Genomic DNA, 16,254 nt, shown 5'->3' on the forward strand with positions numbered 1-16,254 from the left:
ATTAAGGAACACACCGCATGTCCCTACACACCTATTGCCGAGTTGCACTTCTAGCTTTCATGATCGGCTGCTGTGGCTCTCTGCTCGCTCAATCCGATGTCGGGTCGCCGCCTATCGCAGTCAGTGTTCAAACCTACAACGAAGCCGGCCACTTGAGGTCTCCATATCGTTACCAGGTTAGAAAGATCAGTAACAAGCCAGACGGAACCCAACTGCCTGCGGTGATCTTCTGCCATGGGTCTGGTGGAGGCGTCAAAGACTTCCCGCCTGCGGAGAAAGAAATTGAATGGCAACGGGCACTTTCTCAGAATGGTGATTCCTTCTATTTCTTCACACCCAAAAGCGGGACGAAGAGCGGCAGTCTTTCCGCAGACGGGCTTGAGCAATTTATCGGTAACGTCGTGGCGAACTACGATGTCGATCCGCGGAAAATCTCGATCGTCGGTTACAGCGCAGGCAGCGGATCTGTCACCAGCACCGCCGTGAACAAAGGCCACTTGATCAAATCAGCGATTGTGATCGAAGGCGGCTTCCGCGGCACTGTTCCGGACGACCATACGCTTGCCGGTCTGCCGATCTGGGTTTTTCACAACGAAAACGATCAGCGGGTCGCGTTAGACCGTGGTGAAAGCTTTGTAAACACAGCACGTGAGGCTGGAGCGGACGTCCGTTTCACCGTCAATCCAGATGGCGAACACAAGATTCAGATTTCAAGAAATCTAACGCCGGAAATCGTGAAGTGGATTTTCGGAGTCACGGGTGCGTAATAGCCAATCCCCCCGCTCGCCCCGAAAACTTTCATCGACACCGTGAACACAATCTTCTCCGTGACCACTACACGGCTTCTCGAAACTTCCACTGCCTCATGCTATGTCAGTCGATGCATTCGTGGATGACCACGCCACCGCGCAGCTGGAAGGTCGACGACCGGCTTGCGGTGAGTGACAGTTTCGAAACGAACTCGCCAGCTGCCTCGCGGCCCCTGGGCTCTCCAAGCAACTCACGAACCGCGGGCTGATCCTGACGTGGCCGCGTAAAATCCTGAAAGCCCGCGAGTATTCAAAAAAAATCGCAATCGCTCCCTTCGCTTACATAAGCTCTCACGGGTAAATCTTCTCTGCTCAGCACAGAGAAGAACCAATCTCGCGAGACCCTATTGAAATCACTTCGTAATGGGGTCGTCAGCCGAACTCTTGATGGGCGCTGGCGTGTAGTCGGGAGGAAGTTGGCTTGCATACTGCTCCAACTCGCTTTGGTTCACACCACTTTGCGCTGTTGATCCCGATCCGCAGCCAACACAAAAATTCGTTGCAAACAAAAGGGGTGCGATCATCCAAAAACGAAAACTCATCACAGAAACCCGTTGAAATAGGAAAGGAAATCGACACAAAAACACCGGAGGCACAGGGGCCAACAAAGGCTCCCTACTTCGAAGGATTGCCACTCGGATGTTGACCGATGCGAAATAAAAAGCGTTCTAACTGGACAGCATTGCAAATGGGCATGAGCCCGGAGGGCTTGCACCGTTCCGCTAAGTCTTCTAGCGGTAGGGCGCGAGCCCTCCGGTTCAACCCACCAAATTCAGATTAGACGAAGCACGAGTGCGTTGTCAGCATTCAAACTTGGCCCGGGACCGGACGGCTTGCGCCGTTCCGCTAAGCCTTCTAGCGGCAGGGCGCGAGCCCTCCGGTTCAACCCACCACCAAGTTCAGATTAGACGAAGCACGAGTGTGTTGTCAGCATTCAAACTCGCCCCGGGACCGGACGGCTTGCGCCGTTCCGCTAAGTCTTTTAGCGGCAGGGCGCGAGCCCTCCGGTTCAACCCACCACGAAGTTCAGATTAGACGAAGCACGAGTGTGTTGCCAGCATTCAAACTTGGCCTGGGACCGGACGGCTTGCGCCGTTCCGCTAAGCCTTCTAGCGGCAGGGCGCGAGCCCTCCGGTTCAGGAAACCACCAAGTTCAGATCAGACGAAGCACGAGTGCACCCCACACGCCGTTACTGAACAATCTCTTAACGCTCTTTCATGGCTAGCTCAGCCTCTTTTTTCAACTGCTCTTGCTCGGCGTTATATTCATTCCAGTCTTCGGCGGTCATGTCCGCGAATGTGTTCGTCCCAGACAAGTCACTTGGTCTGCCACAGCCCGCAATGACGAATCCGGAAACAAAACAAAACAAGAACGGTGCACAGAAACGAAGCATCACTTCTCCAACAATGTCGTAGACAAAATCACGTGAAAAACATTTAGATCAAGACACCACTGGAGAAAGCACTCCCGTAGTGTGCACTCATCTTTCCGTGGAGGCCCCTTAGAAGTCCTCGCCGATTACTTCCTGGTTGGCGCGAGTACCAAGAGCCCCCCAAAGGCCATAGGGGCTTTTGTTTCCAGGTGCTTGAGCTCCCGTTCCACCCGACCAGACCTGAGGACTGTTTGAGTTCCCCGCGTCAATCGAATCGGTAATGAATCGCACGGCGCCATCCCCCATGAGCACGTGGGCACCACCGGGGTGACGGCTCGATACGGTTGCGATCGCGTCCAGGTCATCCCCATTGCTGCGAGAACAAAAACCTTTATTCGGAGGCAAGATCGTCATGCAGGCAGAATGGATCGGCTTGGCACAAGCCCAGCGATAGCCGCGTCCCCGATCTTGTCGTGAATCGGTCTGCCACTTCATCGGTTTATTCGGGTCAGGGCCGCTCGCGTGCTCCTCGCAAATGTTGGGATTCTGGCGAATGTTGACGTTGGTTGTATCTAAGTTTCCGCCGGTGAGATTGCCACCTGGTAACACCGTCCGCTTGTCTTTGTCTTGGACATAGGTGGCGATCTCTCCCATGGCGATGGTGTTCGAAACCCCGTCCAGAACGTCTCGAAACGCAGAAGCCCTCAAAGCAAACGGCTTGAAGAATCCTCGGTGAGTTGAGCGAGAATCTGCGGCCCGGAACGAGGGATCTGTCCTTGTCTGATCCCAGGTGCCGTACATGACGTTGTAGCTGGTGTCACCCAAGCAAGCGGCGTAGTTTGACCGGGCCAGTGCCGGGCGTCCCGTGCCCTGATCGCTCGGGCAGCGGAAGGTAGGGAATTCGGTTACCCAGGGAATGTACTGTGCGTTCTGGGGCGTGGGCCCCATAGGAGGCCAAGGCGATGCCGGCGTACCAATCGCAGCTGCTGTATTACCATCGGTTCGCTCCGCACTTGGGTTGCTGATTTGCTCCCAGGACGCCTGCTGCTCCACAAACGGAAGAACACCAACCAACATGCTCAACCGGTAATTGTTGAAGTCATCCGAGTCGCTCCAAGCATTTAACCCGACACCACCATTCCCGGTGCCGCTGCCCTGCTTGGGAAGCTTTTGATACGCGGCATGATAATTGTGAATCGCCAAACCAATTTGCTTAAAGTTATTACTGCAACTCATCCTTCGGGCTGCTTCCCGTGCCGCTTGAACCGCCGGCAACAACAATCCAACCAAAACGCCAATGATGGCGATCACCACCAGCAATTCCACCAACGTGAAACCGCGTCGCCTTCTTGTTTTGAACATCTCATACCTCGTAATTGAAGAAAATGCACTCATGCTTAAACCGAATCACCCGTGATCATTCATGGGCAGATTTCGTCTGAGTTCGCACGATCGTGCTTCGCTCAGAGCGACAACCGCAAAGTGGCCCCGACGGCGGGAAAATGGGTTAGAAATCGCCATCAACAACTTCACCGACATTGGCGGTTCCAAGGGAACCCCACAGCCCAAATGGGCTGTCGTCACCGTGAGAGGCGCCCGCACGATTGAAGACGATGCAGCGGGCCTGCTGCTGGTCACCGGCCTCGATCGAGTCGGTGATGAACTTCACCGCCCCGTCTCCCATCAGCATGTGGCAACCGCCTTGGTGGCGACTCCCCGGAGGAAGCACTCCATATTCGCCAGGATCATCGGCACCCATGCAAATCACGCTGTTCGGCGGGCTACAAATCATCACCGCTGTGAACAGCGGCCTTCCATACGCCCATTTATAGCCACGCCGATCTTCGGCATCGGCAAATGTCCCAAGCGCCGTCGCATCCGCCCAGAACTGAGGCCGCGCGGAATCAAGATATTGATTGCATGCTTGAGTAAAACCAGCGATGTTGAGCAAGTTCTCACCGACCGCTTCCACTGGCCGCGTCCTCGCATCGTTGTCACCCAAATCCGTCACGATTTCACCCGCGCAGAACGTGTTGGACAGTCCATCGGTTATGTCTGAAAACCGCCGTACGCTACGGGATCGAAAAAATCCACGACAAGCCGCTCCCGCGTTCCGCTCCCAGTTCGACGATCCTTCCAACAACCCATCATCGTCTCGGATATGACCGTAGTGGGAGTGGTGAAGACTGTCGCCCAAAGAAGCGGCGTAATTCGTTCGCCCTTGAGCGGGAAGCCCCACGCCGGGATCGCTGGGACACCTCAGCGTAGGCACATTGGTCAGCCATGGCTGATAAGGGTCGGCAGCGTGATCGGTCAGCGACCTAGCGGGCGAAGGGCCCATCGCTTGAAAGAAAGGTGCGGTACCGTCTTCATTGGGATCAAGCGGATTAGAGATTTGCTCCCATAACGCCTGCTGCTCAATATAAGGCGTCAGCCCCACCAACCAGCTCAAACGAAAACGATTGTGACCGCCGGCCACATCGGATTCAGGACTGGGAGTGTTCGCGTTGACGGCATTCGTCGTCCCGCCCGATTGCATTGGAATCTGATTGAAGGCGGAGTGATAATTGTGCACTCCGAGCCCAAGCTGTTTGAAGTTGTTACTACAACTCATTCGCCTCGCCGCTTCCCGAGCAGCCTGCACAGCGGGTAGCAACAAGCCGACCAGAATCCCAATGATGGCGATCACCACCAATAGCTCAACAAGAGTGAACCCTACTCTTAATTTCAATGGTTTCATTCGAAAATACCCTATAAGAAACACGGAAGGTAGACTGCGCTATGTATGTATTGCTGAGTTGTTTTTGCACGACCCAGCACGTGGACAAGCCGTAGTGATGTAGCCTTGATAAACCGAAGAAACGCTTAATACCGTCTCCCCATATCTGAAGAGCGCTCTGCTGCGTATTCTTCGAGTTCTGCATGACCGATACCGCACTGAAAATGCGCCCTATTCCAACGACGCAATCAAAACCAAAGAAGGATTGTTATCGTAGAGAGAACAAGAGTTTTCATATGATTCGTGGGTAGCCACGTAGCTATATGAGATGAGCACAACGGCAGCCGCGCATCCGACGTGGGATAGCTGCTTCGCAGTGTTGGATATGCTCCACGAGCACTCAATAGTTGCCAAAAAAAATCTATGTGTTTTCGATTTCTTTGGGGAAAGCTCCGCGACGTTACGCTTTGAACGTCGTGGTGAACGATGCGAAATCCCGAACCAGAGAAGATGGCTCGTGAGAATAGACGCGCGCGTTTTTTGCCAGGAAGGAAGTGCTATCGCGCAGCAGGCCCGAAAGAGATACTTTCAACATGAGACCGGACGGCTCGCGCCGTTCCGCTAAGTCTGCTAGCGGCGGGACGCAAGCTCTCAAGTTGAGGTCAGACAAAGCGTGAGGCGATTACACTCTTGTTGACCGACGATCTAGAAATAGAACACTCAATCCCCTGACCCTCAAACTACTGCTTCGAAAGTGTTGAGGTGTTCCTAAGAAGAACAATCCAGTCTTGCTCCGTCGCGTTTGGAGGACTCCCGAGCAACACATGTTCAGTTCCTCCTTGTACGCTCTCAAACGTGCCTTGCGTCATCTTTCCGCCTGTGCGTGGGTTGAACCATTGCACCGAGAACTTCTGATCTTTGGCCGCGGATAGATCCGCAATGGCCTCTCCGCCATTTTTGAGATAGAGCAGGTAAGTCAGTCCTTTTTTTGCCATCGCCCAGTTTTCATCCCCGATAGCCAAAGCGTCATTGGGCTCCATGTCGGCGATTTCGCTTGCCAAGTTTTCATTTACAAATTTGGCGGCATGTCCAATCGATCTCCAGCAATCTTCGTAGGACCGGTAGTCGATATGTTTGACATCGTCACCGCCGGCATAAAACTCCATCTGCCCGCCGGCTAGGATTGCACCCCAAACGACCTCTTTGCGCAAAGTGTCCGCCAGCCCATCTGGTCGGCGTCCCCACCAAGGTTCATCGATTGAAACAACCCATGGATGCCCGCTCTTCTTGCTCTCTTCAACCCACTTCGCAACCTCATCGTGGTTGCTCAGCACGTTGCTACCTTTTCTCGCCCGATTTGGCTTGGTCAGGTACGTCTGCAGGCTCGGTCCAGTGATGTCTTCAAATCCGATCAACTGGGGAAAGATATCGTCGAACTTTCCAGCAGGCCCGTTGTGAACCGAGATATGGTCTTGATAGGGAGCTAACGCCCGGATGCGAGTCGCGAATGCTTTTCTTTGCGAATGAGTGTTGGGCGTTTGAATCCCAGAACCTGCTGCTTGGTTTTCCTCACCGATATTCCAGGTGATGGCGATGTGATGCCCGAAGCGGGCAATGAGTTCGCGGTAGAGAATTTTCCGGGCGTTGGAGAATGTCCCTTGTCCGTCTCTGGCTTCGAGATAGTTCGTGTTTTCAGATTCCGAAATTTGAAAATGGACCATCAGTCCCATTCTGTCGAAATGGGTAAAAAGCACCTCCCATTGCCCCAGCTTCGACACATCATAGACATCAATGTCGTCGGCACTGATCCAAGGCCAAGCTTCTTGGCCGTCACCATATGCGTTCATGCACAGGAAGTAGTGTGAGTTGATGCCTAACGAAGAGAGATAGTTTACCAGTCCTATGATTCCCTTCCCCTTGTCATCTCCCCACGTCGGGTCGCCCTGGTTCCAGTCGCCAATGTTTGGCGCATAGACGTCGTTGACGTGCCCAGGGGTTCCGTCAAATTCACCATACTCCAAAAGCACTTCAGGACTATTGGCTCCCAGTTTGATGAAGTAGTCACCGTCAGCAAATCGGAGATAACGTTCGCCAACATATTCGAGTTTCCCCTTGGCGCGGAAGTCTTTCCCCGTCTTGTCCTGGGGCCCAATCTGAAAAGCCCCTGTTTCACCATCGGGGGCAGGCCCGCTTTCTCCACCCGAAAGGTTCGCCGCGACGTTCTTGCCAGTAACAAAGCGGGCGATGTAGGTCCATTCGCCTTCTTCTCCTGCCGTGAAACGCGTCTTCCATTTCTTTCCGCTGGTCGCGGAGGTGTTGGCCGGATCCCCATCCGCGTCAAAAAAGCCAGGGACTTGGTATTCCTTGCCACTAGGTGAGGTGAACGTCACGTCCAGCCGAAAGTTCCTGAACGTTGCCGACGATTCACTCGCTTGCGGGCCATCAAACACGACCTCAATGCGATGCCATTTTTTCAAGCTTCCGTCAGCGTTCCGCTCCCCTTCGACAACAGCTGCCGATGACGATAGAGACAACACGCAAACTAGAATTGAGGACAGTGCTATCGAGAGGAGATTCATTGTTTGCGGTTTCATGATGGATGGGTTGGGTATTCGTGCGATGCAAGGTGCGAAGTCGTTGCGAGATTGATCCCTCAGCCTCGGGGAACATCGTGTGATTTAGGGCCCTTCTTAGCGGAACGGCGCAAGCCGTCCGGTCCCGCGTGACCTGACGACTAGCGTCGTTCCGCGCTGCCTCACAGCATACTGTCGCTCACGACCGCGATGTAACGATCGATCCTCGGCGGACGAACGTGTGCGTTTGTGTTCGACCCGGTTCGCTTTGCTGACGGGATCTTGCTCAGTCTTAGACGTCCGAGATGGTGCCGGTATTGTCCGCGAATGTTTCAGTCTCCACGCCCAGCCTTTGCAGCATCGTGACGAACAGATTTGACAAAGGCAGATCGTTGTGGGATGGCCTCATCTTATAGGGCTCTGGCTGCCCTTTGATCCATCCACCCCGGTAGGCGTTCTCGCCGGCATAATCCAGATATTGCCCATGCCGGAATCCCATTGATTTACCACCAGCCAAAATCAGTGGATAGTTTCGCGAAAGGTGGAAGGCACTGGATGCAGAGCCAAACAGGAGCAGCGTATTGTCAAGCATGCTGCCTTCACCGGCAGGCTCTGGAGTCGCTTTCAGCCTGCCGGCAAAACGGCCGAATTCTTCACTAAGGAATCGGCAAAAGGTACCGAAGTTCTTCCAGCCACCAGGCTTTTTGGTTTGGTGCGAGAGTTGATGGGTCAAGGGAAGCCCGACTGCCCGAGCAAGATAGTCGCTGATCCCTTTACTGACCTCCTTGCCGAATTGGTAGGTTGCCACGCGCGTCGAATCGGTTTTAAACGCCAGATAGATCAGTTCGTACATCGTTTGCATGTACTCTCTCGGATCCTCCGCCGTGATGTCGAGACTCAGGTGATCGACGTCGACGGTCGGAAGCGGAAGATTGATCCACCGGGCTGACTTCGTGACATTGATTTCGGTATCCCGCACGGAACTAAGAAACTCTTCAAAGGTTGCTCGATCATGTGTGGAAAGCTGTCTTTGCAACGAACTCGCGTCTTCCATGAGATGATCCAGCACACTTTGACTGAGCGCCAGTCGTCGTGCGGCATCTTCGTCCTTTTTGGCAAACAGCATGTCGAAGATCCGCTTCGGTTTGTTTTCAGCCGGGATGGGCCGCCCCTGGCTGTTGAACGAGATCGTGTGTGCCTTCCGCTCCGGACCGGTGCCTCCGTCAGTCGACATGACGAGCGATGAGAAGCGAGTCTGCTCTGCAACCTTTGCTGCATAAACCTGGTCGAGCGAAATCGAGTTTCGATACTTTCCTCCGCCGCCGATCGGCGCCCCCGTGAGAAACTGGTCGGCATTGTGGTGACCATGGTTATCGCGTGACGCCGGGTGCGACAATCCAGAGAGTACCGTCAAATCCTCTCGCAGCGGTTCCAGCGGATCGAGACATTTGCTGAAGCGAAAATCCTTTCCCTCACCGTGAGGAAACCACGACCAATCTTGGTAGGCCGGATCCTCTGGAAGTGGCATGGGGACACCGTTGGGCAGATAAAAGCAGGCGAGCCGGCGAGGGACGACGTTTTCAGCCGCTCCCGCACTTGCGGAAAACGCCTCAAACGCAGGTAGGGCAAGGGCAAACCCGCTGGCTCCCCGAAGAAAGCGACGACGATCAAGAGCATTGAGGTTCATTATTTTTCCCTGGGCTGGACGTGATTTGGGGCAACAAAGTGATCTCGCTCTCCCGCTTGCAGGAGAGCCGGGCTTTCAGACGCGAAGAGGGCCCTCTCCGGCCGCTTGCCGTGTCCGACCGTTCCACACGAAGGGCAAAACGGTTTGGACTCCTCTTAAAACATTCCTATTCATTGGCTTCGGATCTCTGAAACACGTCACTCTCGACGATCAAACGAACCAGAGTTTGGAGGCCGTCGCCGTTTTGTCGGAGTTGTGCCGCAATACGCTCGACATCCGCTCGATCACCGAAGGTCAGCGGACGCCCCAGTGCGAAGGTGGTCATCTTGTGAACGATGGCCCGTGCGAATTGGTCTTGGCGGTTAGCGAGCAGGAAACGCTTCACCCCGTCAACGCCGTTAAGCTCGTGTTCGTTGTACAACAGGCTCGACGCGTCGATGTCTTTTCCTGAACTCTCTGTACGCCAGATTCCGAGGGCATCCAAGTTCTCAAAGGCGATGCCCCACGGATCGATCTTCACATGGCACGACATACAGGCAGCTTGGTTGCGATGGTCTTCCATCTGCTGCTTGGGCGTCATTTTCATGATCTCCGGATCGGCGAGATCGATCTCGGGAACAGCAGGTGGTGGCGGAGGCGGTGGGTCGTTCAAAATACTCTCAAGCAACCACATGCCACGTTTGAGCGGATGCGAATCCTTGCCATCAGAATTCATCGCCATCAATCCAGCCTGAGTCAACAACCCGCCGCGATCATCTTCCGGATCCAACGACACTTTCTGGAATTCGTTTCCACGGACTCCCTCGATTTTGTAGTGTTGTGCGAGTCGCTCGTTGACCACCGCGTAGTCGGCGTGAATGAAATCGATCACGCTGCTATCGTTTTGCAACATCTCTTCAAACAACGCGATCGGTTCTTGCTGCATCGCGTCCTTCAACTCGTCATCAAACTGGGGATAGGTCCTTCTGTCGATCCTCACGAACTCAAGTGGCGCCATGTTTAACCATTGCTGTACGAAGTGTTTCGAAAATCGCTCATGCCGTGGATCGGCCAGCATACGGTGCGTCTGACGGATTAGGTTTTCCGGATGGCGCAGTTGCCCCTTCGCCGCAAGATCGAGCAGTTCATCGTCTGGCGTGCTGCACCAAAGGAATATGGATAGACGAGTCGCCAGCTCGAAATCATTCAGCGTGCGTGACGCTTCCGCAGACGAACGATCGGACGGCACGAGATACAGAAAACGCGGAGAAGACAGCACCGCGGCCAGCGTCTCGACCACGGCTTGCTCGAAGTCGCTGCAGATCGGGCGAACGCGGTCAAACAACGCCATTTGCAGATCGACTTCCGACTCAGTGACTTCGCGTCGCCACGCCCGACGCATAAAATGCGACAAGATTTCTCTCGCGTATGCTTCTTCGTCATCGCAGTTTTTGCTTTCAATGAAAATCGCCGAATGCGTCTCCGGTGGCCATTTGTCGTAGACAGGAGCCGACACCTCGACATAGTCGAATTGAATGTCTACGGATGGGTCCGACGAGGTATTGAATAGTCGGATGTATTCCGACGGATTGGTTTCGCCGACCGTCCCCAACTCCACCGTCTTGCGCACCGGATTGCGAGGGCTGATTTCGCTCAACGGGATGTCCCACTGATAGAACACCGGCTCTTCGGGAGAAGCGTCGACAACGACGTCACGCTTGCTGATCCTGAACGAGGCCCTCTGGTCTTTGTCGCCTTGCCAGCCGAACTCCAGAGCGAGTTTTGGGGCAGGGGTTTGGTCGGCAGAGGTTCGCCACGCACGGACACGAACCCGCATGGCCCCCTTGTCGGGCAAACGGTTTCCGAGTTCGACAACAATCCGTTGCCTAGATGGAAGCACGGCGATGAAGTCGGAAGGATCAGGCACTTCAGGGCTAGACGTCGTCGGCGACCACGCATGCACGGCTCCGGTGTAAGACCACGTCGCGGGAACCGTCTGGCCGGTCTGGGTGTTCTTGTAATGAGCCGGTCCGCCACGCGGGGCGTCACTTTCACCTTCACCGCGTCTCTGCCCGCCTCTTTGCCCATTTCGTGCTTGCGTTACCTGCCTTTGGTTCCCCGCACGCTCGTTCTTCGTTTCGAGTTCAGCAAACTGGCTTGCCGACGCCTGCTCGGCCGAGACGCCCCAGTACAACACCTCGGGACGCTCGCCACCCACTGTGACGTGATTCAGGGCCCGCCGATTCACTTCCAGGTACTCCGCATACTGCTTACCCGTCATTTGCAGCATATCGGAGCTATTCATGAATCCGTCGGGGGAGATAGGATCCGGCGGCAGATCTTTCGTGAAATCCAGTTTGAGCCCCAGCAGATCCTGGAGTGCATAGTTGTATTCGTATCGCGTCATGCGGCGAAACGATGAACGCCCTTGCTCCAATCGTCGTACCTGCGAAGCCTTTTGGAGTTCAGCGGAGAGCCACTCGATGATCTTTTTGCGATCCTCGTCAGCCAGATCAGGACCGTCTTCGGGAGGCATCTCGCCGTTGCTCACGGCCGACGAAACCTCCAGCCACCAACTGACATCATCCCCGTGCAGAAGGTCCGGATCCAACGTATCGACTCGAATGTCAGCTTCGGCGGTTTCAGATCCGTGACACTCAAAACAGGCTTTACGAAGCGTCGGCTCGATCTCGTCGCGAAACACCTCCAGATCCGCTTGCGGCGTTTCAAACGTGATCGAATCCGGGATCTGCTTGCGGAGATTCGACGTCAGCGTTCCGGCTACCTTCACTTCTGCGAGCGACAGCCTGACGGCTGACGCGAACTCCTCCGCTTTCACAAGGCTCGGCGATAGCGGGCCCATCATTGACCCGACCAGCAATACCGCAACGAGTGCTGGAGGGAACGTCATCGCTATAAAGTTTACAAGGAATATCCTCATGGTCTTCCAACCTCGTGAATGTGACGCACTTCCTCGCCATCGAGTACTTCGCCGAAGACGATCAATTCATCGATGCATCCGTTGAGATTGCGGATCCCTGGCTGATGATGCTGCTCCGGTTCACTCCAATTGCCAATCGTTGCATTGCCGATTTCAAGGAGGCCGCCTGCACTTGACTTCAACCGCTGTTTTCTGACGAGCTCCCCATTGACGTAATGCTTGACGAGCGAACGACCAGCGTCGTAGACCGTTACCAAGTGCATCCACTGCCCAAGTCGGAAGGCGTCAAAAATCGATCTGGCTTGGTAGTTGAAGGCGTTGTTCCCGGGGTGCTGAACGCCGAGGACGAGGTTCCCGTCGCGGCGAATCTGCCAGTGCGGAGCGTTTTCTCGAAAACCATCGGTCAGCAAGAGCGAGCTGTGCATGCGGTCGAGTCCGTCCACTCGCACCCACGTTGAATACGTCAGCGATTCGAACTCACCCTGCACGGTGATTCGCACGCGATCACCCGGCCTTTTAAACTGCAGCGATGACTTGCTAGACCATCGCCCATGTGTCCATTCACATCCAACGATAGCCCCCTCAATCACATCGCCATTACGCCCATATCCGGTCAGGACACGATCGTCCGAGGCATTTCGCTCGAACGGAAAGTAAGCAACAACGCGTGGATCGTCTTGCAACGAATCACGAAAGGCCTGCCAGTCGCGGTGCGTCTTCTGCTGATGCACATCAGACATCAGATTGAGCCGACCCGGAGTGACAAAGTCAGCGTTCCGGGAGGCAATCGGTTTTGACGCGCCATCGCGATCGACGGAGACGGCGTCTCCCGCATTGAGCTGACGCCGCGTTGCCAGATCACGATTCGATTCCACATCGAAGAGTTCGACCGCGCCGTCAAACACATGCACTTCCACTGAGCCGTTGTCGAGGATATCAAGCCCGAAATCCGTCCCGAGGTCGACCAGTTCAACAGTTGGAGCAACGACGGCAAACCCTCTCGCTGGTTCGGGAACCCGTGCACGAATTCGGCCTGATTTGCAGACGACGCGAGACTCGTCGAGGATTTCGATTTCCGCCGGACCTTCGGCAACCACGGTCGCCCCACCATAGAACTCCAACTGAAGCAGACCCGAGTCCCACTTCATCAACCCCGGCGGTATCGTGCCCCCGATTTGCCAATTAGCTGATGCGGCTCCTTGAAGACCGGCGGTACGCGTCAAGACGGCAACGCCTCTGTCCCTGACCGCAGCCGGCCTAGCAATGATTTCCCCGATCATTTGAGAGCGTGCTTCGTCTCGCTCTCGGTTGACCGTCTGGAGCGTCAGCACCGACGAAAACAACAGCATCGCCGCAGCGGTCAACCAACCGGCCGGCCCGAGAAAACGCGGCCATCTCGATTCGCGTGTTGGCAGTGGCGCCGCACCGTGAATGCGAGGCCCGGCAACGGGCTCGCGTTTGTCTGGCAAGGCAGCGAGCGCCGACTCAATGTTGAGGTAACGCAGGTACTCCCTGCGAACCTCGGCATCAGCTCGGAGCAACTCTTCCAATTGCGCGAGCTCCTCATTGGTGGCCTCCGCATCGAGACATCGCCGCATCAATTCGAGTCGGGCGTTTCTATTGTTCATGAATATTCCTCAGCCGCCATTTCGCGTTGCGTGCAATCCATCAACTGCAATCGGATACGGTGGAGTTTTTTGTAAAGGGTCATTGATGTCCATCCGAGCTTTTGTGCCAGGCCTTTCAAATTGACACCCGGTTGATAGGCCGACTGCAGCAAGTCCTGCTGGTCGGGACGGAGCTTCCTCACGCACGTTTCCAGCGCATTTCGCTCGCACTCCAGCCCGCTGGATTCATCTTGAATCGTGCGGCCGAGCAACTCCGCGACGTCATCTCCGAAAAGGTGACGATCCCGGGCACGATCCCGCCGGAAGGCCAAAGCCTCCATCCGTGCCACACCGAAAGCCCACCGCCGAAACGACGCGTTATCTAACGAGCCATCAAACTTTCGCCATAAGACGATGGCAACTTCTTGCATAACCTCTCGCGATTCTTCCATATTGAAAAGCAGCGAACGAACGAACAGACGGAGCATCTCTTCGTGCTCCATGAAGAGCCGAAGAAACTGGTCGTGTTGTTCGCGATCTGATTTTTGCATTGATCCATATGCTCCGCCGACTCTACGCTCCACTAAGTTCCCGCATTTGCCGAAAGAAATCCAGTAAAAGCCGCCGTTTTTGATCAACGCGTCACCTTCATTCTCGGGCGTCACCGCGATTGCCTTTTCTAAGCTCGATCTCCCGAGATTCGTACAAGCCTTCATCACCACCAGTGAACTGTTGTGCCGGTGCCTAAGTCGGACAATGACGCCCGCGAACCGCAATGCCGGAGAGCGCGAGCTAGCAAGAACGATGCTGTCGAACGGACTCGATCCAAGAACTTCGACCAACTATCCGAATGCCGCGCGACGGAATTACCGCTGGACGCCTGACACGCGAACACGATGAACTCCGCGACGCGGCGGCGGACTTTTGCCAGCGACTGCGTCGTCCTGTGCGTGCGTGCCGAAATCGAAATGAGTGCCATGGAGCGCGACAACCGCTTAGCCACCAAGCACCACTGAGTTTGGAATGTTCTCTATCCCACGGAAGAAGAAAGAGTCCAGCACCTTCTACGACAACACGCTTTTTCCAACGGGACACCGGACGGCTCGCGCCGTTCCGCTAGCAAAGCAGGGACAATCTGCAACCACGAAACTCGCGAACCAAACGAAAGAAACCCCACCAACCACTTTCGTGTCTTTCGTTCATTTCGTGGTAAAAACAAACGCCACCATCACTCCGACGACGCCAACCGACGGCTGTCCCATGACTCCACCATTCGCTTCCTCACCGGGGTGTTGGTGATCGGCAAAGAAATCATGTCAGGACTAAATGGCACCTCTTCTTTCCTGCGATTTCGAAAAACTAGGAATCGGTGGCACTGTCAAGCGTGGACTCCGCAACAACGTCTGGCTGCGTTTGGCTGGCAGCGATTGCGATTAAGCAGAGACAACCGCAACCGAAAATCACCAGCGCAAAAAGCTGATCAGCACGAATCAGTCCGCTGAGATTACGGGCCAATTCAGAGGGTGATGCGTTGCCCGAGTTGATCGCTTGCTCAAAACTGCTCATTGACGAGCCGCTCCAAATGATGGCCACCACAACGAGGACTGCGGTGCTGATAGCCACAGCGTGCTGGAAAAGGGAGCGTGATTTCAAGTTCCAGTAACTCCACCATTGCCGCCTTTCGTTCTCGATCGGGCGTCCTCTGAGACTGGCTATACAAACCAAGGTCGTAGCGGCGACAACGGCAAACCAACCTACTAACATTGGCGTCCTCGCTTTCATGACATCTAACGCAAATTTATCCGCTGTGAGAGCCTGAGAAGTAGCGAGTTCCATGAATGCCGCTTGCATTTCCCAGGCTGCATAGGCGAGACATCCTGTCGCCAAGAAACACGATGCTGCTGCCAAACAAGCAGGCACGGTGAGTTGAGAGGATTTCTCAAAGTCAACCAGAGCAAACGCGAGCACCCCGAGCACAATCATCAACCATCCACTCAGACCAAGGAAATGCCGCGATGAAAAATGAAGCTCGTTCCCGGGCTTGAACGTGGTAAATGAAATCAAGGCATCGTAAGTTGATGTCGAAGTGAACAGCAGTGCCAGGACGGCACCCATCATAGCGAGGACTACGAACCACTTAGGTGACATGTTGAGACTCTCTTTTCGCTTGTACCGTGACGGGTTGAGAAAATCGCTACTAGAGTGTCGAAACGATTCATCGAGAGGCATTATACAACGAGCGGTAAGCCGGGAATGAAACGGAGAAAAAAAGCTGCAGGACTTTCTCATGGAGATGGAGATCGCTGTATCGCTGGTCTCAAAACAGCAAACCACTGCCGAGGCAACCCCTCTGGACAGTCAACCTGGGTAGAATCGATCCCACGTCGCCTCGACCTCGAATCCACCGTCCGCCCACGCGGAAGGCCCAGGTAAGCAGGTACATAGAAGTGATTCGGTATAACGACAATTCAGCGGATCGTGATCGGTTCGGCGTAGGCCGGACCAAGGAGCCTAAGCGACGCAGTTCCGGCACGACTGAGCAAGTGAATGCCGGAACTCGCAAAGC

10 protein-coding genes are annotated in these 16,254 nt (G+C 54.9%); 1 reads left to right on the forward strand and 9 read right to left on the reverse strand.

Annotation, left to right across the window (positions count from 1 at the left end):
• Nucleotides 1-17: 17 nt before the first annotated feature.
• Nucleotides 18-767 carry a dienelactone hydrolase family protein gene (locus NB063_RS18745; RefSeq protein WP_250930292.1) on the forward strand — a complete coding sequence of 250 codons (750 nt, stop codon included), beginning with the start codon at nucleotides 18-20 and terminating at the stop codon, nucleotides 765-767.
• Nucleotides 768-2,014: 1,247 nt separating this feature from the next.
• On the opposite strand, the gene NB063_RS18750 is transcribed toward NB063_RS18745, so the two are convergent.
• The 9 genes from NB063_RS18750 to NB063_RS18790 form a co-directional block, all read right to left on the reverse strand.
• A complete protein-coding gene (locus NB063_RS18750; protein ID WP_250930293.1) occupies nucleotides 2,015-2,203 on the reverse strand; it encodes a hypothetical protein in 189 nt (62 codons plus the stop codon).
• 108 nt (nucleotides 2,204-2,311) lie between these two features.
• The gene (locus tag NB063_RS18755) at nucleotides 2,312-3,544 is read right to left on the reverse strand and encodes a DUF1559 domain-containing protein (protein ID WP_250930294.1); all 1,233 of its coding nucleotides are present in this window, start codon (nucleotides 3,542-3,544) and stop codon (nucleotides 2,312-2,314) included.
• Between the two features lie 145 nt (nucleotides 3,545-3,689).
• Nucleotides 3,690-4,922: a DUF1559 domain-containing protein gene (locus tag NB063_RS18760; protein WP_250930295.1), complete on the reverse strand. Its 1,233-nt coding sequence runs from the start codon at nucleotides 4,920-4,922 to the stop codon at nucleotides 3,690-3,692.
• A gap of 719 nt (nucleotides 4,923-5,641) precedes the next feature.
• On the reverse strand, nucleotides 5,642-7,495 hold the full coding sequence (locus NB063_RS18765; protein WP_250930296.1) for a DUF5060 domain-containing protein: 1,854 nt from the start codon (nucleotides 7,493-7,495) through the stop codon (nucleotides 5,642-5,644).
• A 271-nt stretch (nucleotides 7,496-7,766) separates the two neighbouring features.
• On the reverse strand, nucleotides 7,767-9,161 hold the full coding sequence (locus NB063_RS18770) for a DUF1552 domain-containing protein (RefSeq protein WP_250930297.1): 1,395 nt from the start codon (nucleotides 9,159-9,161) through the stop codon (nucleotides 7,767-7,769).
• A 166-nt stretch (nucleotides 9,162-9,327) separates the two neighbouring features.
• On the reverse strand, nucleotides 9,328-12,051 hold the full coding sequence (locus NB063_RS18775; protein WP_250930298.1) for a DUF1592 domain-containing protein: 2,724 nt from the start codon (nucleotides 12,049-12,051) through the stop codon (nucleotides 9,328-9,330).
• Between the two features lie 26 nt (nucleotides 12,052-12,077).
• Nucleotides 12,078-13,709: a LamG domain-containing protein gene (locus tag NB063_RS18780; RefSeq protein WP_250930299.1), complete on the reverse strand. Its 1,632-nt coding sequence runs from the start codon at nucleotides 13,707-13,709 to the stop codon at nucleotides 12,078-12,080.
• Nucleotides 13,706-14,239: a sigma-70 family RNA polymerase sigma factor gene (locus NB063_RS18785; protein WP_250930300.1), complete on the reverse strand. Its 534-nt coding sequence runs from the start codon at nucleotides 14,237-14,239 to the stop codon at nucleotides 13,706-13,708. Before NB063_RS18785 ends, NB063_RS18780 begins: the two co-directional genes overlap by 4 nt.
• A gap of 808 nt (nucleotides 14,240-15,047) precedes the next feature.
• On the reverse strand, nucleotides 15,048-15,836 hold the full coding sequence (locus tag NB063_RS18790; protein ID WP_250930301.1) for a hypothetical protein: 789 nt from the start codon (nucleotides 15,834-15,836) through the stop codon (nucleotides 15,048-15,050).
• Nucleotides 15,837-16,254 lie beyond the last annotated feature (418 nt).

The sequence above is a fragment of the Aporhodopirellula aestuarii genome (assembly GCF_023701485.1).
GTDB lineage: Bacteria > Planctomycetota > Planctomycetia > Pirellulales > Pirellulaceae > Rhodopirellula > Rhodopirellula aestuarii.